At 50.8% G+C, this 20,728-nt stretch carries 12 protein-coding genes; 8 read left to right on the top strand and 4 right to left on the bottom strand.

What is annotated here, in order from left to right:
- The first annotated feature begins 353 nt into the window (after window positions 1–353).
- From ACN0YR_RS12315 to ACN0YR_RS12300, 4 genes are all read left to right on the top strand, one after another.
- A complete protein-coding gene (locus tag ACN0YR_RS12315) occupies window positions 354–692 on the top strand; it encodes a hypothetical protein (protein WP_417849527.1) in 339 nt (112 codons plus the stop codon).
- A gap of 7 nt (window positions 693–699) precedes the next feature.
- Window positions 700–3,582, top strand: a complete 2,883-nt coding sequence (locus ACN0YR_RS12310) for a DUF1553 domain-containing protein (protein ID WP_417849526.1) — start codon at window positions 700–702, stop codon at window positions 3,580–3,582.
- A gap of 60 nt (window positions 3,583–3,642) precedes the next feature.
- Entirely contained in the window at window positions 3,643–5,103 is a 1,461-nt protein-coding gene (locus ACN0YR_RS12305) for a DUF1501 domain-containing protein (RefSeq protein ID WP_417849525.1), read from the top strand.
- Between the two features lie 220 nt (window positions 5,104–5,323).
- Entirely contained in the window at window positions 5,324–6,220 is an 897-nt protein-coding gene (locus tag ACN0YR_RS12300) for a phytanoyl-CoA dioxygenase family protein (RefSeq protein ID WP_417849524.1), read from the top strand.
- 599 nt (window positions 6,221–6,819) lie between these two features.
- On the opposite strand, the gene uvrA is transcribed toward ACN0YR_RS12300, so the two are convergent.
- The 3 genes from uvrA to hisI form a co-directional block, all read right to left on the bottom strand.
- On the bottom strand, window positions 6,820–10,563 hold the full coding sequence (uvrA, locus tag ACN0YR_RS12295) for an excinuclease ABC subunit UvrA (protein WP_417849523.1): 3,744 nt from the start codon (window positions 10,561–10,563) through the stop codon (window positions 6,820–6,822).
- A 143-nt stretch (window positions 10,564–10,706) separates the two neighbouring features.
- On the bottom strand, window positions 10,707–11,585 hold the full coding sequence (gene hisG / locus ACN0YR_RS12290; RefSeq protein ID WP_417849522.1) for an ATP phosphoribosyltransferase: 879 nt from the start codon (window positions 11,583–11,585) through the stop codon (window positions 10,707–10,709).
- 159 nt (window positions 11,586–11,744) lie between these two features.
- Window positions 11,745–12,128 carry a phosphoribosyl-AMP cyclohydrolase gene (gene hisI, locus ACN0YR_RS12285; RefSeq protein ID WP_417849521.1) on the bottom strand — a complete coding sequence of 128 codons (384 nt, stop codon included), beginning with the start codon at window positions 12,126–12,128 and terminating at the stop codon, window positions 11,745–11,747.
- Window positions 12,129–12,518: 390 nt separating this feature from the next.
- Here hisI and cysC point away from each other — a divergent pair, with 390 nt between their 5' ends.
- The 4 genes from cysC (at window position 12,519) to ispD (ending at window position 16,754) form a co-directional block, all read left to right on the top strand.
- Window positions 12,519–13,130, top strand: a complete 612-nt coding sequence (cysC, locus tag ACN0YR_RS12280; RefSeq protein WP_417849520.1) for an adenylyl-sulfate kinase — start codon at window positions 12,519–12,521, stop codon at window positions 13,128–13,130.
- A gap of 203 nt (window positions 13,131–13,333) precedes the next feature.
- On the top strand, window positions 13,334–13,660 hold the full coding sequence (locus tag ACN0YR_RS12275) for an HU family DNA-binding protein (protein ID WP_417849519.1): 327 nt from the start codon (window positions 13,334–13,336) through the stop codon (window positions 13,658–13,660).
- An 893-nt stretch (window positions 13,661–14,553) separates the two neighbouring features.
- Window positions 14,554–15,957 (top strand): chromosomal replication initiator protein DnaA, encoded by a 1,404-nt coding sequence (dnaA, locus tag ACN0YR_RS12270; protein WP_417849518.1) that lies wholly within the window; start codon window positions 14,554–14,556, stop codon window positions 15,955–15,957.
- A gap of 53 nt (window positions 15,958–16,010) precedes the next feature.
- Window positions 16,011–16,754, top strand: a complete 744-nt coding sequence (ispD, locus tag ACN0YR_RS12265; RefSeq protein WP_417849517.1) for a 2-C-methyl-D-erythritol 4-phosphate cytidylyltransferase — start codon at window positions 16,011–16,013, stop codon at window positions 16,752–16,754.
- A 43-nt stretch (window positions 16,755–16,797) separates the two neighbouring features.
- Here ispD and ACN0YR_RS12260 read toward each other — a convergent pair whose 3' ends face one another.
- A complete protein-coding gene (locus ACN0YR_RS12260; protein WP_417849516.1) occupies window positions 16,798–20,643 on the bottom strand; it encodes a hydantoinase B/oxoprolinase family protein in 3,846 nt (1,281 codons plus the stop codon).
- Window positions 20,644–20,728 lie beyond the last annotated feature (85 nt).

The following is a 20,728-nucleotide window of genomic DNA, read 5'->3' as shown; positions in this document are numbered from 1 at the left end:
GCTGAATCCATTCCGAATCACGAGGATTCCGAAATCATTTCAGGTCTTGTTACAGCTAGAGTTTTTCAATACTTGTCGTGCCTATGAAGTCACTTTCATGACCTGACAGACTTCTCGCCACGAGGCAGGACGTAATGACCAACGCTGGATTTGATCTCGTCAATTTTCAAAGCGAACATGAAAACCTAGATGACAGAACCGTACTTGCATGCCTGATTTTGAACCTTTCGCAAACTGATGAGCAATCGAGTCTGTCACACGACCCTTTAAACCATATTTAGTGTTTCGTTGCGTTTTGGCATCGCTCAAAAAAACTGACGAATTGTCGAGTCAGCGACAATTCCTGCTTTGCGATGAGATTGTTTTTTCGGATTGGAGTCTCCATCTGCCGCGTGGCGATCAGCAATTTCACTGGAGATTCACTGGAGAAAAGCGACCGACACTGGCATACGGGCGAGCAAGTTTCTCTGGCGACAGTTTTTGATGGCGTTTCTGGTGGCTCTTTATTGAGAAGAAATCAACGTGAAGCCGTGGAGAAACGTGGAGTTCCCAAAAATGCCGAAATGGTCGCCGTTTTGAATTCGGCATTCGCAGAAGATACACTCAACAACGAATCAAAACGCGCCGATGCAAAAAGACCACACGGACGCAAAGTCCTCACTCAGAAGGCAGCCAGGTGTTGCCCGGGATGAATTGTTTATGCGAGAGTTAATGTCCGGAAAACTGCTCAGCCAACTCGCCTTGATCCTGCTCATCGTTCCCGCAAATGTTCAGGCGGAAAAGCTGGTCAACTTCGAAACGGAGATCGCTCCCCTTTTGGAGAAGCACTGCATTCGCTGTCACTCTCCCGGAAACCCGAAAGGGGAGCTCTCACTGGATTCTGCCGAGCACCTCATTCGGAACAATTACCTAAGTGCTGGTGAGCCCGATTCCAGTTACCTGCTTGACCAAATTTCGTCCTCCGACGGGACACGACCAGCAATGCCCAAGGAGGGGGAACCGCTCACGAAAGCTGAAGTCAACATCTTCCGGCAATGGATTCTGGAAGGAGCGAAATGGCCCGAGGATGTGATCGTCCGCGAGAAATCGAAGGCGGACGGATCGTGGTGGTCGCTTCAACCTCTGAGCCTTTCCACTCCACCGATGCACGAACAAGCACCGGAAGACTGGAACACGAATCCCATCGACCGTTTCATCTTTGCGAAACTCAAGGCGAAAAAGCTCTCTCCGAATCCGCGAGCAACTCGACGCGAACTCATTCGCCGGGCAACTTTCGATTTAACGGGATTGCCGCCAACACCAGAAGAGGTCGAGCACTTTCTCAATGACGATTCGCCTGAAGCTTATCGAAAACTTATCGATCGACTACTTGCCTCCCCACATTATGGTGAACGCTGGGGCCGCCATTGGCTGGACGTCGTTCGGTTCGGAGAAAGCAACGGCTTCGAACGAAATGTGCTCATCAATGATCTCTGGCCGTTTCGTGATTATGTGATTCAATCTATCAATGAAGACAAACCGTTCGACCAATTCATCCGAGAACATCTCGCGGGTGATGTCATCGGCATAGGGAATCCAGAAAGTGAAATCGGGTCAGCCTTTCTTGTCGCTGGCCCATATGACGATGTCGGAAATCAGGATGCCGAGCAAGCTGCTCAAATCCGAGCCAATACCATCGACGAGATGATTCGCTCCTCCGCTGAAGCATTCCTGGGGCTCACGGTTGGATGTGCTCGTTGTCATGATCACAAATTCGATCCCATTCTGCAGCGAGATTATTATTCCTGGTACGCGACCTTCTCAGGTGTCCGCCACGGACGCCGCGTTGTCGCGACCGATCAAGATAAGCAGGAGCATCAGGCGAAAGTTCAACCGCTGCAACAACAGCAAGATTCACTGACGCAGCAACTCGCTGAGCTCAACAAAAACATCCTCCAGCAAGGGCTTTCAAAGCTCGCCGAATACGAAAAGAAGTGGACGCGAGAACCGGTCAATCGGCTGGGCAGCGAAGAAACCTTCGAACCGGTCAGCGTCAAATTTGTTCGACTCGTTTCAGAAGGACAAGATTCAAATTTTGGAAATCGAAATTCATTTGGCATCGACGAATTTGAAATTTGGTCGAACGAATCAACGCCACGCAATGTCGCTCTGGCATCACAAGGAGCCAAGGCAAGTGGAGCAAGTCGCCACATTGAAGACTTCCCCGGAGCCTATGGGCCGCATATCGCGATCGATGGAAAAACAGGCGAACGATTCCTGGCCACCGGTGGCACACTCACAATCGAACTTCCACAACCGACAACGATTCAACGTATCTTTTTCTCGAGTGCTCGAGACGAACCGAACCCTGCACAACGAAAGTTTGCTTTCGTTGGCGAGTATCGAATCGAGTCCTCTCTCGACGGAAAAGAATGGAAAGTCATTGCGAGTTCGGAAGATCGAAAACCGCTCAACATGCAGCATCGTGATCATCGCTTGCGAACCCTTGAAGAAACACCAGAGCATCGCCAGAAACTCGCTGAGTTCAAGCGTGATCTCGCAAAAGTGAATCAGCAACTCGCTGCCATCCCGCCATTGCCGGTTATCTGGGTCGGTCAACGTGTTGCCAGCGACGCGGAAGGACCGTTTCACATCTTCCTTGGAGGGAGCCCTCAACGCCCCGGCGAAGAAGTGGTCCCTGCCAGTTTAGCTGTCCTCTCAGAGGGTGAGGCCAATTACGAATTAAAACCGGAGGCGTCAGAAAGTGAACGTCGCGAGTCGCTGGCGAACTGGATTGCGGACAACCAAAACCCGCTCACTTCGCGAGTGTTGGCAAATCGCATCTGGCACTACCACTTCGGAACCGGAATCGTCGACACTCCGAGCGACTTCGGATACATGGGAAGTCAGCCGACTCACCCAAAACTCCTCGACTGGCTGGCAAACCAGCTGATTGAAAACAATTGGCAGATCAAGTCGATTCATCGACAAATTATGTTGTCGCAAACATACCAGCAGTCGAGCAACTATCGGGAAGATGCAGCACGTGCAGATGGTGATGCCCGATTCTTGTGGCGATTTCCTCCCCGGCGACTTTCGGCAGAGGAGATTCGAGACACTATTCTGCAAGTCTCCGGCCAGTTGAACAAGAAGATGGGGGGGCCCGGATTTCGGCTTTATCACTTCATGCAGGACAACGTTTGCACCTACGACCCGTTAGACAAGCATGGTCCCGAAACCTATCGCCGTGCGGTCTACCATCAGAATGCACGCGCGTCGGTCGTTGATTTAATGACAGAGTTTGATCAGCCAGATTGTGCCTTTTCAATTTCCAGGCGAGCCGAGACAACCACGCCGCTGCAGGCACTGACCATGCTCAACCACAACTTCACAATGGATATGTCGAAGGCTCTCGCAGACCGCGTAATCAACGAAACGAGCGAGGATCTTGATGAGCAAATCAAACTCATTTTTTCGCTATGCTACAACCGATCCCCCTCTGCCGAAGAGGTCGCTGCCTCGAAAGAAATGATTCAACAAACCTCACTCGCAAAGTACTGTCGAGTTATCCTCAATACGAGCGAGATGATCTACGTGAACTGATCGAACCTCGATCGATTTGCAACAATGCCCACAAGTCAAAAAACTTCACTTGAGTTCGACATGAAGCACCATTCCGATCCCGCACAGTTAAGCTCCCTACTGGACGTCTCGCGCCGCCGATTCCTGGGTGATGTGACGACCGGCCTGGCAGGCGTCGGCCTGATGCAAATGCTGACGAAGCAGTCTTTCGCAAACGATCCCGCCTGGAAACCGGGAGTCGGGCTATCGCATCATACTCCGAAAGCAAAACGCGTCCTCCAGATTTTTTGCCCCGGCGCAGCTTCGCATATGGATCTCTGGGAGTACAAACCCGCCCTCGAAAAGTACCACGGGAAGCCACTTCCGGGCGAAGAAAATTTCCGTTCATTTCAAGGCCAGAATGGAAATCTCATGCAAAGCCCCTGGGGATTTCACCCTTGTGGCGAAAGCGGAAAAATGATCAGCGACATGCTACCCCACATGGGCCAGCATGCCGATAAAATCGCCTTCCTCCATGGAATGTACAGCAAAACAAATACGCATGGTCCAGGCTGCGTCTTCATGAATACTGGGCACGAAGCCGAAGGATTTCCAAGTGCGGGATCATGGACGAGTTACGCTCTTGGAAGCGAGAACGAAAACCTGCCCACATACGTTGCAATTCCCGATCTGCGTGGCGAACCTCCGAACGGAAAAGCCAATTGGGCCAACGGATTCCTCCCGGCACGACACCAAGCCATTGTGATGAGCCATCAGCAACCAATCCGGAATCTAAAAAGGCCAGACGGATTAACTTCTCAGGAAGAGGCAGCATCACGCCGATTGCTAGATCGATTCAACCGCAATTTCGCAAATGCCAATCCGGGCGAATCTGATTTACAGGCCCGCATCGCTGCCTATGAACTCGCAGGGCGAATGCAACTCTCAGCTCCAGAGGTTTCTGATCTGGAGAGTGAATCGCAGGTTGTCCATCGAAGGTACGGAACGGATGATGAAAATTCGTTGAAAGCCAGTTACGCGAGAAACTGCCTGCTCGCCCGAAGGTTGTTAGAGCGAGATGTTCGCTACGTCAATTTGTATTGTGCCTCAAGAGCCTCTGGTGTGGATGGACTCTTGAATTGGGACGCCCATAAGACTTTGAAGTCTGACTACGAACGACACTGCCCTATCTTTGATCAACCGACCGCCGCGCTGCTCAGCGACCTCGAACAATCCGGATTGCTCGCAGAGACCTTAGTCCTCTGGACGACGGAATTCGGCCGGATGCCGACCCATCAACAGGGGACTTCTGGACGAGACCATAACCCAGATGGCTTCACCTGCTGGATGATGGGTGCAGGTGTGCAAGGTGGAGTCAGTTATGGAGCAACCGATGAATTCGGCCGCCGGGCAGAACAGAATCCAACCTCTGTCTGGGACTTCTATGCCACCGTGCAGCATTTGCTCGGCTTCAATCACGAACAGCTGACGTGGTATCATAACGGCCTGAATCGTCGCCTCACCGACGTCCATGGCAAAGTCATTCAGGAAATCCTGTCATAAGTTACTCTACACATCAACAGATGAATGATTCACAAAAAACACGACCTCCAAAAGCATACTCCACTTCCCCGCCGTGTCTCATTTGACAATGTGATAGAGCAAATTCGATATTGGTCGTCACATCCGGTCTCGTGACGAGCAGTCTATGATGCCATAAAAGTGAGCTTCACGGGCACAACCAGCAATGAAAATGTTTTAGAAACGATACGAAAGCAACAGCATGGACCTCGCTCTGACTCATCATCCGATCAGCGACCTTTTTCCTCAACCAGCATCACCAGAGGAATGGGAGAAGTACAAACTCAGCGACGAACAGGTCCAGTTTTTCCACGAGCATGGATATGTCTCAGGGATTCGTATTCTCGATGAGCAACAACTGGAGACGCTCCGAGAAGAACTTTCCGGGCTGGTGCAACCGGACCATGAAGGTTCCGAACTCTGGTATGAATATCACACCAACGAATCGGTTGATCCCAACTCTGTGCTGTTTCATGCACTGGGAGCATGGCGAATTCGGCAGGGCTTTCACGACATCCTATGGAATCCGGCATTCACTGTTCCGGCCAGCCAACTCCTCGGTGGGACCGTACGAATGTGGCATGATCAGCTCTTTTGCAAACCTGCCAAACATGGTGGAGTTGTGGCGTGGCATCAGGATTATTCGTACTGGACCGCGACCGAACCGATGGCTCACCTGACGTGCTGGGTGGGCCTTGACGAGAGTACTCAAGAGAATGGTTGCCTGCATTACATTCCCGGGAGCCATCGCTGGGAACTGTTGCCAATCACAGGACTGGCAGGCGACATGGAATCGATCCGTGAAGTTCTCTCGCCGGAACAAGTCGAGGAGTTTCAAAAACCGGTTGCCATCGAACTCCAGGCGGGGGAATGCACATTTCATCACCCACTCATGGTCCACGGTTCTTTCGAAAACAAAACCGACGGCCCAAGACGTGCAACCGTGATCAACGTCTTCAAAGATGGAACCCGCTCTGCCCAAGACAAAATGATCCTCGACAACACCGAAGCCATCCCTGCCGGTCAAAAAATGGAAGGGGCGTATTTCCCGATTCTATTCGATCCGGAAAACACTCAGCTCTGTTTCAAAACCGACTGAGCCGATCACAAGTTACGTCAAAAGGAGCAATCGCAATCTTTTTCCGGTAGAACCATTTCTTCACGTCTTCGTGGCATATCGTAATTTTCGAATTGCTGTTCGCGTTCTGCCTCCTGACGTGCAGTTTACGAAGCCATGAACGTGACCTTCACGTAGACAACCAGCATTAAAGATCCTCCAGCAAGCACGCAGGAGCGTAAAGAGGCTCTTTTCGAGCAGAGTACAAGACCAGCAGTGCTGGTTATAGCGTTGAGGTCGATCGTGCTGCTGCACGCTTAGGGAAAACCTGCTTTCTAAGTAGATTTTCCCCTTCTGAGCTCGAACATTGGCATAGGGTCATTCTGGATAGCTCCCCCCTCATCCTTTCTGTCGAATCTATGACATGCGCATTATCCATACACTCATCAATCGTTTCGAGAATATCTCGCCGGTGGACTTCGCAATGCTTGCATTCTCGATTGTCCTGGTTGTCTGGTATTTCACGAAATACAAAGATTGATCGCGTCGCTCACGATTCCATAACACTATCGTGTTTCTTGTATCCGTGAATTGAGCGTATTGCCACGAGGCAGAACCCGCAAACCAATTCAAAAGATGCTCTAGATCGCATCACACTTCGAGCAGGAGTAGTTCAAACTGAGACGATCAACGATCCATTGGTCCTCGGGAGTTTCTTTCTCGACGTGGACCAAGTGAATCACACCGCGTCCCAGATCGAGTGCTGTTTCAATTGAGTCTGCAATTCGTCCTCGCGCCTCTGGATCAACTTTGACTCGATCGACAATCGCTTCAACAAGATAGTCTCGCTTGTGATCGATCTTCGGAACATCCTCAATCTGGTATGTGATTCCATTGATACGGACACGTAAAAATCCTTGAGTCCCGAGCCGGTCCCACAACTTCTCGTACGATTGACCGACTGCAATTTCAACCGGAGCAGCCAGATACAGCCGCATCCCTGCTTCCAGACTCAAGACTCGATCGATGATTTCATCAGTTGTTTGCCGGCTGACAAGGCTTTGGCAATCGGGACAGTACATCTTCCCCAGACGGGCGAACAGAATCCGTAAGTAGTCGTAAATCTCCGTGACAGTTCCGACAGTCGATCGTGGAGTCGCTCCGACGGTTTTCTGTTCGATGGCGATTGCTGGCGAAAGTCCTGAAATGTTATCCAGCTTCGGCTTGGGCATTTGCCCCAAAAATTGCCTCGCATACGCAGAGAGCGACTCGACATATCTTCGCTGACCTTCGGCATACAAGGTGTCCATTGCCAGCGATGTTTTACCTGATCCACTTGGACCACAAAAAACGCTCATCTGATCACGCGGAACAGTCACATCGACTGACTGCAAATTATGCTGAGCCGCCCCGCGAATGGTGATATTTTCCATCGAATCCAGACGATTCCGATGTGCCATGATTGATGGCTTCCCCTTGGCGGATGTCGCTTTCTTTTTAGGACTGAGAATCTTTTTCAGCGCGTGACCGGTGTAGGATTTTTTACATTTCGCAATCTCTTCCGGCGTCCCGGTCGCCAGGATTTCTCCGCCTCCAGCTCCTCCCTCTGGTCCCAAGTCAATTACCCAGTCAGCCGTTTTGATCACATCAAGATTATGCTCAACCACCAGAACGGTGTTTCCCTCCTCAACGAATCCATGCAGCACTTCCAGAACTTTCTGAACGTCCGCAAAGTGCAGACCGGTCGTTGGCTCATCCAGCAAGTAGAGAGTTTTTCCGGTCGATCGTTTCCCCAATTCGCGAGCAAGTTTGATTCGCTGCGCTTCTCCACCGGAAAGGGTGGGTGATGGCTGTCCCAGTTTCATGTAATCGAGACCAACGTCGTGCAGCGTCTGCAGCAGGCGATAAATCTTCGGATGATTCTTGAAATGCTCGACACCCTCTTGAACGTCCATGGCCAGAACATCTGCGATCGACTTGTCTCGGTATTTCACTTCAAGCGTTTCATGATTAAATCGCTTGCCGTTACAGAGTGTGCAAGGGACCCAAATGTCCGCCAGAAAATCCATTTCCAGTTTCGTCGCTCCATGACCTTCGCAGGCTTCGCAGCGACCATCAGCGACATTAAAGCTGAATCGTCCTTTTTGATATCCACGTAGTTTGGACTGCGGCAGCTGCGTATAGAGATCTCGAATCTGATCGAGAAGTTTCACATACGTTGCCGGGTTGGAACGTGGAGTTCGTCCAATGGGTGACTGGTCAATGTCGATCGCTTTGTCGAGGTGCTGCAAGCCATTGATTCGCTTGAACTGCCCGGGCGTCCCCTTGCCCTTGTTCAGTTCTTTATTGAGAACCTGCCATAAGATGTCATTGCAAAGTGAACTTTTCCCAGATCCGCTTACTCCGGTAACACAAACAAACAGCCCGAGCGGGATTTCGACATCCACGTTCTTGAGATTATTCTGTTCGGCCCCAACAATTTTAATTGTCTTCTTGGTCGGCTTTCTTCGCTCTTTCGGAATTGCAATTTCTGAACGACCGGACAAGTAAGCCCCGGTGACGCTCTTCTTGCTTTCCATGATCTCATCAACCGACCCGCGCGCGACGATCTCCCCTCCGCGAACCCCGGGACCAGGACCAAAATCGATGATGTAATCTGAAGCACGCATAGTGTCTTCATCGTGCTCAACGACGACCACAGTATTTCCTTGATCCCGGAGACCGAGGAGACTGTCGAGCAGCATATCGTTGTCGCGCGGGTGCAAGCCGATCGATGGCTCATCCAAAATGTACAGCACGCCGACAAGTCCAGATCCGATTTGCCCAGCGAGTCGAATTCGCTGAGATTCTCCACCAGAGAGAGTGGGGGCTGTCCGTTCAAGACTCAAGTATCCGAGACCACACTTTTGCAAGAACCCCAGACGGCCGCGAATCTCTTTGAGTGCTTCCTCAGCGATCATCGCACTCGTGGAGTCCAGCTCTAACTCTTCGAAGAACTGACAGACATCATCAACTGACAACGCACAGACACCCGGCAAAGAGCGAGCGGCATCGATCCCAAGTTTCTTTACAGATTTTGAAACGACACGAACATTCCGTGCCTGCGGATTGAGCCGTTCTCCTTCGCACGACTGGCAGGGAACCACTTCCATATATTTTTCGAGTTGCCGTCGCCGCATCGGATTCTTGGCTTTATGGAATTCATCGATCAGATCAGGGATGTACCCTTTCCATGTTCCGCCATGCTTCCAGACTCCTCCAGAGTGACGCCACGAATAGGTGATGTGTCGCTTACCCATTCCGTAGAGGAAAAACTGTCTTGCCTGTTCAGGAAGATCTTCCCAATTCGTTTTCAGAAACGAACCGGCAGCAAGTTCACAATCTTGCTCGATCGCTTCCGCAACGCCCTTGAAAATGTGACGCCGCCAACGACCAATTTTCCCGAAAGCCTTTACCAGTTCAAGCGCCCCTTTGAAGATCGGCTTCCCGGGATTGGTGAACAATTTATCGAGGACAAAGTCGTGCCGCATGCCCAACCCGGTACAGTCGGGACACATTCCGAGGGGGCTGTTAAAGCTGAACAGCTGCGGAGAGGGTGGCTCATAACTGATTCCACAGTCAGGACAGGCATACTTCGCGGAGTACAGTTTCTCCGTCGGATTGTCTCCCGATGTGGAGATGATCAGCATTCCCTTACTCAGTGAAATAGCTGATTCAATCGCTTCAGCGAGTCGCGTCCGTTGGCCCTTTCCAGCGACAAGCCGATCAATGACAACTTCAATCGTATGTTTGAAATGCTTCTTCAACCCCAGATCATCGGAAAGGTTCACGACCTCGCCGTCCACTCTCGCTCGCAGGTAGCCCTGCTTGAGCAAGTCGGTGAACAGATCGCGAAACTCACCTTTTTGTTGTTGAACAATCGGGGACAGAACCTGAAATCGCGTTCCCTCAGCGAGCGTGGAAATATTTTCGAGGATTTGATCCATCGTCTGTGCGGTGATCGGCTGACCGCAATCGACACAATGCCCCAACCCGACGCGTGCATACAAGACGCGGAGATAGTCATAGATTTCGGTAATCGTCCCGACGGTACTTCGTGGATTCCGGGAGGTCACCTTCTGCTGAATCGAAATGGACGGCGCCAACCCAGTGATGGTATCGACATCCGGCTTGGGCATTTGTCCGAGAAACTGACGTGCATAAGTCGAAAGAGATTCGACATAGCGCCGCTGCCCTTCTGCGTAGAGTGTGTCAAATGCCAGAGAGCTCTTCCCGGACCCCGACACCCCGGTCATGCAGATCATTTGATTCCGGGGAAGCGTGATCGAGACGTCGCGCAGGTTGTGCTCACGAGCTCCTCGAATCTCAATATCAGCAGCAGCCATTCCGAATCCGTTCCGTAACAAGTGTTCAGTGTTACTGAAGTATAGGAACGTTCGAGGAAAATCAAAAACGAACTCCAGCCATACCGTTCGTCATGACAGCGAAACGGAACGTCTGGAGCCTGTCCACGATAGTGCAAGCTGCTCTAATCGATAATCTTTGTGATGGGATGTTCCACGATTCCGTTAGCACCGGCTGCGATCAATTCTGGAACGATGGTGCGAACAACTGATTTTTCAATGATTGTATTCACAGCCACCCAATCCGGATCTGCGAGTGAGGCGATCGTGGGGTCTTTGAGGGCAGGCAGGTCGTCGAGAATCTTCGAAAGGTCAGACCGACGAACGTTCATCATCAAGCCAACTTTTCCTTCGGCAGCCAGACACGACTGCAGCATCAACGCAATCGCTTTCAGTTTTCCGGATTTCCATTCATCTTTCATCGAAGTATTGTTGGCGATCAGTCGGGTCGTACTTTCCAGAACCTCATCCACAATCCGCAAATCATTCGCGCGTAGGGAAGAGCCTGTCTCAGTGACTTCGACGATGGCATCAGCCAGGCGGGGTGGCTTCACTTCGGTCGCGCCCCATGAGAACTCGACAATAGCGTTGACTCCATGTTTCGCCAGATAGGCTTTGGTCAGCCCGACTGCCTCGGTTGCGATCCGTTTGCCTTCGAGATCTTGAACCGATTGAATCTCTGAATCTTCTGGGACGCAGAGAACCCAACGGATCGGTCGTCGACTGACTTTCGAAAAGACCAACTCACAGACTTCATGCACATCTGCCTGGGTTTCCTGAACCCAATCATACCCGGTGATGCCGGCATCGAGAATTCCATTCTCGACGTACCGTGCCATTTCCTGGGCACGAATCAGGAGGCACTCAATTTCATCATCATCGATACTTGGGTAGTACGACCGTGAAGAAAACTTAATATTGTAGCCGGCCTTCTTGAACAGTTCCGCGGTCGCGTCCTGCAAACTTCCAGCTGGAATCCCAAGTTTTAATAGATGATCAGACATGATTGACGCTTATTCAAAATGGAGTCGTAATTGGTTATCGAAGACTTCAACAGATGCGCGAACTCATTCGAACAGTGTGAGGCCAAACTCAGATTTCGGATCAGTTCAAAATGAACAGCAATTGAACGAGAAGAAGGATTACAGCCTTGTTTTCGCTGCTTACTTTTTACCGTACACCTTGTTGGGGTCGAAGAGTCGTTCACCTTCCACGCTGACGGCTTTAGAGTCTGGATCGATTCGGCGGAAGAAACAACTTTGGTAACCTTCATGACAGGCAGCACCTCCGACCTGTTTCACTTTGACCAGAAGCGTGTCGGCATCACAGTCAAAATAGATGGAGTTGAGTTCCTGGACGTTGCCGCTCTCTTCACCTTTGCGCCACAACTTTTGGCGGCTGCGACTGTAATAACAGACCCGCTTTGTTTTGAGGGTTTCCTCGTAAGCCTCACGGTTCATGTATGCCAGCATGAGGACCACGCCCGATGATTCGTCCTGAGCGATGACCGGAAGTAATTCTGACTTGTTGAAATCTGGTTCGTTCACAATTCACTCACTCATCAAGAAAACTCGATTGATTCGGTCTCCAAAGAAATTCAAGAGCCGTTTCAATCCAACAAGGCGGATTCGCAAAAAGCACTTTCATCCTTTTTGTGCCCGTGAAGAAATGGTTCTTTCAGGAAAGTGCTGAACTCCACGTGGCAGATCTCGCACGCCCATTCGAAAACTACTCAAGCGTTAATTTATCAACTCTCCGGACGAGACTCCACCGGTGGAGAGTGAAGTTCTACTGGGTTTCGTCGGTTCCCTGAGCTGAAGTTGGATTGTATTGAGTCTGAGAACGGATAGAGAAATCGCTTTCAACCGAGCCGGGCATCCCCTAGGATGTCGCCTGATTAATGCGACTAAATTCACACTTCACAGATAGAGACTGAAATGGCTGATCAAAAAGCAACAAACGTTCACTGGCACGACCACCGAGTTTCCTCTGACGACCGCAAGAAATTGAAGGGGCAGAAGAGTTGCGTCTTGTGGTTTACTGGCTTGAGTGGATCAGGAAAAAGCACCATCGCCAACACCGTCGACCACAAGTTGGCGGAAATGGGCAAGCACACTTACCTGCTGGATGGCGACAACATTCGCATGGGACTGAACAAAAACCTTGGTTTTTCAGCAGAAGACCGCTCAGAGAACATTCGCCGAATCGGTGAAGTCTCCAAGTTGTTCTCCGATGCTGGTCTCATCACGTTGACAGCGTTCATTTCTCCTTACAAAGAAGACCGCGACACAGTGCGAGAACTTCTAACTGAAGGAGAATTCATCGAAGTTTATGTCGACGCATCATTGGAAACATGTGAAGCAAGAGACCCTAAAGGTCTCTACAAAAAAGCCCGTGCTGGCGAAATCAAAGGCTTCACAGGGATTGATGCTCCATACGAAGCTCCAGAAAAAGCAGAACTGGTTCTTGACTCGAATTCCAAGGAAATTGATGATCTTGCCGACGAAGTTATCGCCTTCCTGGAGTCCAAGGGATACCTGTCTGCGTAGTCTGATTCCCGATCATTTTCAGGTACGGAATGCCTGAAATAGTCCAAATTCTTGTTTCACCGCACGTTTTTTGCGGAAAAAGCAAGGAAATAATGCAGTTTCCCGATGCAGCGCAATTGACTTTGTCGTTGTGCCGAATTCTACTTACCGAGTTGTTTCATTGACTATCGGTCCGAATTGGCCGCCATTTGAAAGGATCCACGATGGCGAAAAAAGCACCCGCCGCACAAAAGCCACTTACAAAAACCCAACTCCTCAACGAGTTGACTGAACGTACTGGCATGGCAAAAAAAGATGTGATCAACTTCCTCGAAGTTCTCGAGGGAATGGTCGAAGAGAACCTGAGCGCGAAAGGCCCAGGAATCTTTACTTTGCCAGGGTTGTTGAAAATTGCAAAGAAAACACGCAAAGCACAACCTGCCAAGAAAGGGATTAATCCTCGTACTGGCGAAGAAATCATGATCTCAGCTAAGCCTGAGCGCAAAGTTGTCAAAGTGACTGCTCTCAAAAAGCTGAAAGAAATGGTGTAACTCCTGTCGAGATTCCTCTTCCGAACACACACTCTGATGGCCTGAATTAATCCACAGGAAAACGGTTCGCGAAAAAGAAATCTCGAACAACCCGAGGAGACTCTTCCACCTGGAAGCATCTAAACCCTTACCCGCTTCAACCGTCACCGGTCTTGAGCAGGTAAGGGTTTTTTCGTTGCTCACCAAAGACTTCAGATGCGCACTCTCAATAGCTCACTCCAAAAACGACGGGGGAGTTCACCCAGGTGCACTACGCATCGCAGGTCACAAGCTGAAGTACGAGACTTCACGATGCTCAGTCAAACGGACAATCCCCTACTGAGTCTCGCACCGGAGTTAACGGGATTAAAAACATTGCTGGCAGAACCGGTTCAATCACCTTGCCGAGCAACTGGGAGAGCATCTTACACTGAACACCGCGAATCCCTCGCTTCCACGTGAAGCTATCACGTCAACTTGATATTGAGGCGCTTTGCTGAGGCCTCTGAAATTCGGCCCGATCAGCGCAACCGCTGGATCTCTTAAAGTAGGGTGCATCGATCATCGACAGTTTATCAACACGCTTTTAAACTGGTGCAGAAAAGAGAATCGGCGCAATCCTTGTGGATCAAAGCACTCAGGATGTTCCATAAAAAAATCCCAAGACTTCATACTTCGTTTACAATTGACGAACTCGTTTTCGTTTGTAGTATCGCTCATGTTGAGTAAGTTTTCCATCCATGAACCGTGTCATGACTGACAGGTTCTTTGTCACTTTCGTGCCTTTCTTTTCTCTCACGATTCTCCCCCGCGCTTCCTTGTGAAGTCGCAACGGATTGTTGGCCATCTTTTTTTGTGGTAGACCGTTTCGGTGAATACAGTCAGAGAAAATGTGCGCACAGAAGGGTCGCAAGATGCTGCCCGATCCATCATCGATAGATCAGAATATAGGCGCGATTCGGCAACTGTTGCAGGAATCGCTAGGCAACAGGAGGTACCAGAATTGGTTTGGCGGGACAACAAAATTAGAACTTGAAGGTTCAGAACTGACGATCCACGTCCAGGGTCCCTACCTGGTGAAATGGATCCAGCAACAGTTCGGAGATGAGCTCCAAAGAATCCTCTTGCAGGTCCTCGGACCTGCTGCAGAGGTTCGCTTTGAAGTGGGACAGGAAGTCAGGCTTTCGGAAATCCCGGAAGCAAGCGCTGCTGAAGCCCAACCGGTTGAAGCTCACTCTCGAACGACCGCTCAGCCCCACGTTGCGAAGAAACGCAAGCGTGGTGGTCGTCCACGTCCATTGTCCGACTTCGTGACTGGTCCATCCAACGAACTTGCAGTCGCTGCAATCCATCAACTTGTTCACGAGCCTGACTCGGTCGCCATGCTCTACCTGCATTCCAATGTAGGGAATGGCAAGTCGCACCTGCTCGAAGCGACACGCCTGCTACTTCGTAAAGAAGATCCGCAACTTAAAATCCTCTCGCTGACAGCGGAGCAGTTCACGAACTACTTCACTCAGGCGCTGAGCGCAAAAACGCTGCCCAGCTTCCGTCAGAAATTTCGCAGTGCCGATGTTCTGCTCATTGACGATGTCGATTTTCTGGACGGGAAAAAAGGAATTCAGGACGAGTTCCTGCACACACTCAAACAGTTCGAAACAGAAAACCGACAAGTCGTTGTCACCTCCAATCGTCACCCAAGATTGTTGGGGCGAACTTCAGAAGAACTGGTCAGCCGATTTGTTTCGGGATTAGTCTTCCGCCTGGAGAAACCAGAAACCGAAACCCGTCAAGAGATCGTTCGCCGCCATGCGACTCGACAAGGGACCAAGTTTTCTGAGCCGGTCGTGGAATACATCGCTTCTCGATTCCTGAACAACGGACGCGATCTCGAAGGGGCCGTCAACATTTTGTCCACATGGGGGCGAATGGAAAAGAAAACGGTCACCGTCAGTCTGGCAAAGAGACTTCTCAACAGGCTTGAACGAGATTGCATGAAGATGATCCGAATTGCGGATATTGAAACTGCAATTTGCACACTCTTTGGGATCGAAGAAGAAACACTCAAATCCAAAACCCGTAAGCAGAGTGTTTCGCAACCAAGAATGCTCGCCATGTACCTTTCCCGGACATTAACAGATGCTCCGTACAGCGAGATCGGCGAATACTTCGGCGGACGGAACCATAGCACGGTAATGTCTGCACAACGAAAAGTCTCAGAGCAACTGAAGCTGCAGGAAACAATTCGAGTTGCATCAGAAACCTGGGAACTGAAGGATTTAATTGATACTCTGAAGGATCGCATTCAAGCGGGGTAGCCCGTCAGGTCACTCCTCTTACGTTTCTTAAGTTGTGTCTCGGAGTTTTCGCGATGGCAAAGTTTGCAGTGATTCTCGCAGCTGCTGGTCGCAGTACTCGCTTTGGCGATTCGAAAAGAAAAAAGCCGTTTATTGATCTCAACGGCAAACCTGTCTGGCTGCGTGCAGCCGAACCATTTCTCGCTCACAAGGATGTCACCCAGGTCATCATTGTCGTCTCGCCTGATGACCTCGAATGGTTCAAAGAAAAGTTTCGCCCCAACCTTGCCTTCATGGATATTCAGGTTGCGACAGGGGGAGACCAACGAGCAGATTCAGTTCAAAACGCTCTCGGCCTCGTCAATCCAGACATTGACTACATCGCTGTCCACGATGCCGCCAGACCACTCATCACAACTGACTGGATCGACGCCGTCTTTAAGCAAGCTCAAAAGTCCGGTGCTGCGATTCCCGCGTCTCCTATCCGGGGGACCATCAAACGTGCCTCTGCAGGTTTCATCGAAGAAACAGTTCCGCGGACCGCACTCTGGGAAGCTCAAACCCCTCAAGTTTTCGAGCGTAAACTTCTCATCGAGACCTACCAGCAGAGAAACGATTTCAACGCCACCGACGAAGCACAGCTCATTGAGAAAGCCGGCCATGCTGTTTCCATCGTGGAGTGCTCGTCAATGAACATCAAGATCACCACTAAAGATGATCTCCGCATTGCCGGGGCCTTGCTCAATGCACTCCCAAAGAAAAAAACGCTACGTCCTCTGCATCCATTCGCTGATGAAAAGCCAGACTTGTTCTCATAATCAGGTAATTCCTGGTAGACGGAACAGCTTGAAAGATGGTCTCTCAATCTGACATTCCTGAGGCCCCGAATCCGCCGCCGCCGGGGGTTTGAATCACGAGCGTGTCTCCGGGGGAAACCTCAAGATGAACACAGCCGCCGACATCGAGATCCTTTTGCTCTCCCTGCTTGCGAAAGATGTTTCTGCCGATGCTGCCCGCTTCTCCCCCAGCCAAACCGAATGGGAGAAATTCGCCTCGACGCTGTGTGAGCAGAGAGACTTTTAGTGGTTCGAGAAACTCGAATCTGCGGACAATCCCATCGCCGCCAGAATTCTTTCCAGCTCCCCCTGACCCGTCGCGAATCTTGAACTCCTGGATTCGCACCGGATATCGATGCTCGATCACTTCAACATCTGTCAGCCGCGTGTTCGTCATGTGTGTATGAACGGCACTGGCTCCGGGCGAGTCGGCAGTTGCTCCGGCGCCGCCACAAATCGTTTCGTAGTAACCAAACTTTTCATTACCAAACGTCAGATTATTCATCGTTCCTTGACTGGCTGCCGCTTTGCCGAGTGCGCCTAAGAGGACGTCGACGACTCGCTGCGACGTTTCAACATTTCCACCGACCATGGCTGCACAGTGTGCAGGATCTTGATGAGCGGGTGGGTTCAGCAAACACTCTGGTAAGACAATTTCCAGGGGCTCCAGAACTCCACTGTTTAACGGAATCGATTCTTCGATCAAACTCCGAAACACATACATACAGGCCGCCGTGACGATAGCCCGATTCGCATTCAGATTCGAACTGAGTACCGGTCCGGTTCCAGCGAAATCGATTGTTGCCCGTGAACCATCAATGGTGATCTCAACAGAGATCGGCGAGCCATCGTCGAGATAATCTTTCCGGGAGTATCTTCCATTTTCAATTCCCGACAGCGCTCGCTCCATTTTTTTCCGAGCTGTCTCCTGAATCGACTTCATGTAACGCAGAACAGTCTCGCGTCCCTGGGAATCGATCAACTCCAACAGAAGTCGGGCGCCAATTTTGTTAGCAGCCACCTGGGCAGCAATGTCTGCAAGATTGTCAGCCACGTTCCGGGATGGAAAAGGCCCAGACTCAAGCAGTGCTCGAAGCTGATTTTCTTGTGAGACGCCCCCATCGACGAGTTTAAATTGACGGATCAATACCCCTTCTTCCGCGAGGTTCTTCGAAAAAGGTGGCATGCTCCCCGGGGTAATGCCACCAATCTCTGCGTGATGGGCTCGGCTTGCCGTTAAGAAGAGAAGTTCACCAGTTTGTCTCTCGTGGACAGGCGTGACGACGGTCACATCCGGCAGATGAGATCCCCCGGCATAAGGGTCATTCGTGATGATGACATCACCGGGATTGAGCTCTGGACAATCTCGCAGAATAGTTTGAACTGTCTCCCCCATAGCACCTAGATGTACTGGAATATGCGGCGCGTTGACGACCAGATTTCCTTCCGCTGAAAAAATTGCGCAACTGTAGTCGAGGCGTTCTTTTACATTTGTCGAAACGGATGTCCGCTGCAGAGTGAACCCCATTTGCTCTGCGATTGAAGCGAACTGGTTATTAAAAATCTCCAGCAAGATTAAATCTGGCTCGCCCACTGAAGCATTGTCCTGGGTCTCCATTGCCTGAGCTTCCTGAACTTCAGTCTGCTCAATGAGAACCGCACCATCTGGCTGAACGCGACCAGTGAAACCAGGTTCGATCCAAATTGTCGAACCGGCATCGCAGATAATCGCTGACCCCGGGATGATGGTGTCACACGAAAGATTCTCCCGAAGAAACAGAGCAGCCTCCAGTTCTTTTTCTCCGTACCAAATTTTGGTCGAGAGGCCAGCCTGCTCTTGCGAAGACCCTTGAGGTGCCGGAGTCGAAATGAGCTGCGAAATGTTTCCGATCAATTCCACATTTGCCGTAGTAATTTCAATTTCACGATTCCGATGGCGATAGCCGAAGAGTTGTTCGTGCTGCATCTCGTAAGCAGCGGCATGGTCACCATCTGCGGGTTCAAGAATTTCAATACTCGAATCAAGTCCCTTATACCGCAAGCTGAGCGAGCGAACAGCGGGGAGGATGTCTGATTGCGAAAGCCCTTCGTTCTGGATTTCCAGCCTCAGTTCTTGTTGCATGGATTGAAATGCTTCCTCTGCCAGCGACACAGTTGCCTCGGAAAGCTCCTGGAGAATCGTCGTCTCCTGCCGCTTGCGCACATCCGCCAGACCCATGCCGTACGCACTCAGAATTCCGGCGAAAGGATGAACCAGAATGTTTCGTACTCCGAGACTCTTCGCCATGGCACACGCATGCTGACCACCCGCTCCACCAAAACTGACGAGCAGATGGTCCTGTGGATTGTAGCCTTTCTGGATCGACACTTTTCGAATCGCACGTGTCATCGTCTCGTTGGCAATGTCAATGAATCCCGCAGCCAACTCCATTGGCGTGTAGACAATGTTCGTAGTGGCCTCTATCTGCTTGCAAATCTCCACGAGTCGATCATTCACAGCTTCTCGATCCAGAGGGAACGGGAACTGTTCTGGCAACACTCGACCGAGTGCGACATTCGAATCTGTTACCGTGAGAGGACCACCCCGGCCGTAGCAGGCTGGGCCGGGATTTGCCCCGGCACTTTCAGGACCGACTCGAAGCTGGATTCCATCGAAACTACAAACACTCCCCCCACCGGCAGCAACGGTTTCTATCGACAACGTTGGAGAAGCGATGCGTACACCTGCTTTGGTCGTTTCACGTTCGATCTCAAATGCTCCGCCGAAACGAGAGACGTCCGTACTCGTTCCCCCCATGTCAAAGCCGATCGCCTGTTGAAACCCGGCAGCCTCTGCAATTTTCGCGAAGGCAACAACGCCTCCTGCCGGTCCGGACAGAATGCAGTCTTTCCCTGTAAACATTGAACCATCGACGAGCCCACCATGTGAGGTCATCAGCTTGAGAGTGCTCTCCAGTGTCAATGAATCACGAATATTGGCAACGTATTGGCGAAGTATCGGAGTCAAGTAGGCATCGAGAACGGTCGTTTCCGCTCGGGGCACAATTTTGATAGTGGCTGCGACCGAACTGGATCGGCTCACTTCTTTGAAGCCAACTTCACGTGCGATGCGTTCAATTGCTTCTTCATGTTCGGAGTTTCGATACGCATGCAGCAACGCAATGGCGACCGATTCGATTCCATTCGATTTCAACTTGCGAAGTTGCTCTTGAATTCGGAGACGATTCAAAGGTGTCAGAATTGCTCCATCGGCAGCGAGCCGCTCTTCTGCTTCTATTACGACCTCGTACAAAGGCATCGGCTTCTTAATGTTCAGGTCGAACAGATCTGGGCGATCCTGATTCCCGATCAGCAGCAGGTCTGCAAATCCTTTCGTGGTAATGAATGCCGTCCGAGCCCCCTTCCGTTCCAGTAACGCATTTGTTCCCCGCGTGGTCCCCATCCGAACATCGACCGGAGGAATCGGCTGACTGTTTGGGAGTTCGAGAATTGCACGAATGCAAATCACGGGAGCTTCCAGCGAACATTGAAGTTCGTATTGATCCCCCGGTTTTACGGAATTCGAAAGTGGAGTTGAAAGCGTCAGCCTGGCAGTGTTGGAGTCGTAGTCCTCAACCGTTGAAGAATAAACAGGACTGCGATCCTCTTTGCTGAAAACCGTGATCTCCCAACCGTTCCAGAAACGATCTGGTTCTCCAAGACGAAGCGAATCTGTCACCGAGTTCGGTTCGCAGGTCTCAATCTGACCTTTGACAATCCCCGAGCTGAGGGTCTTATACGTCTTCAAAATTCCAGCCGGTGAACAGGCGACACAATCCGTGAAAGTTCCTCCGACGTCGATCCAAAATTGCCAACGGGTTTGATTGCTCATAGTTTTGATTAAATACCGAACAGATTTTGAACGTCTTGAATATTTCGCCGGACACCTGAAACGTGCCTGCAGGATCGCGTGAACA

This window comes from Thalassoglobus sp., assembly GCF_048270125.1.
GTDB lineage: Bacteria > Planctomycetota > Planctomycetia > Planctomycetales > Planctomycetaceae > Thalassoglobus.
The sequence above is the reverse complement of the archived record's forward strand: the minus strand, read 5'-3'. Positions and strand labels throughout refer to the sequence as shown.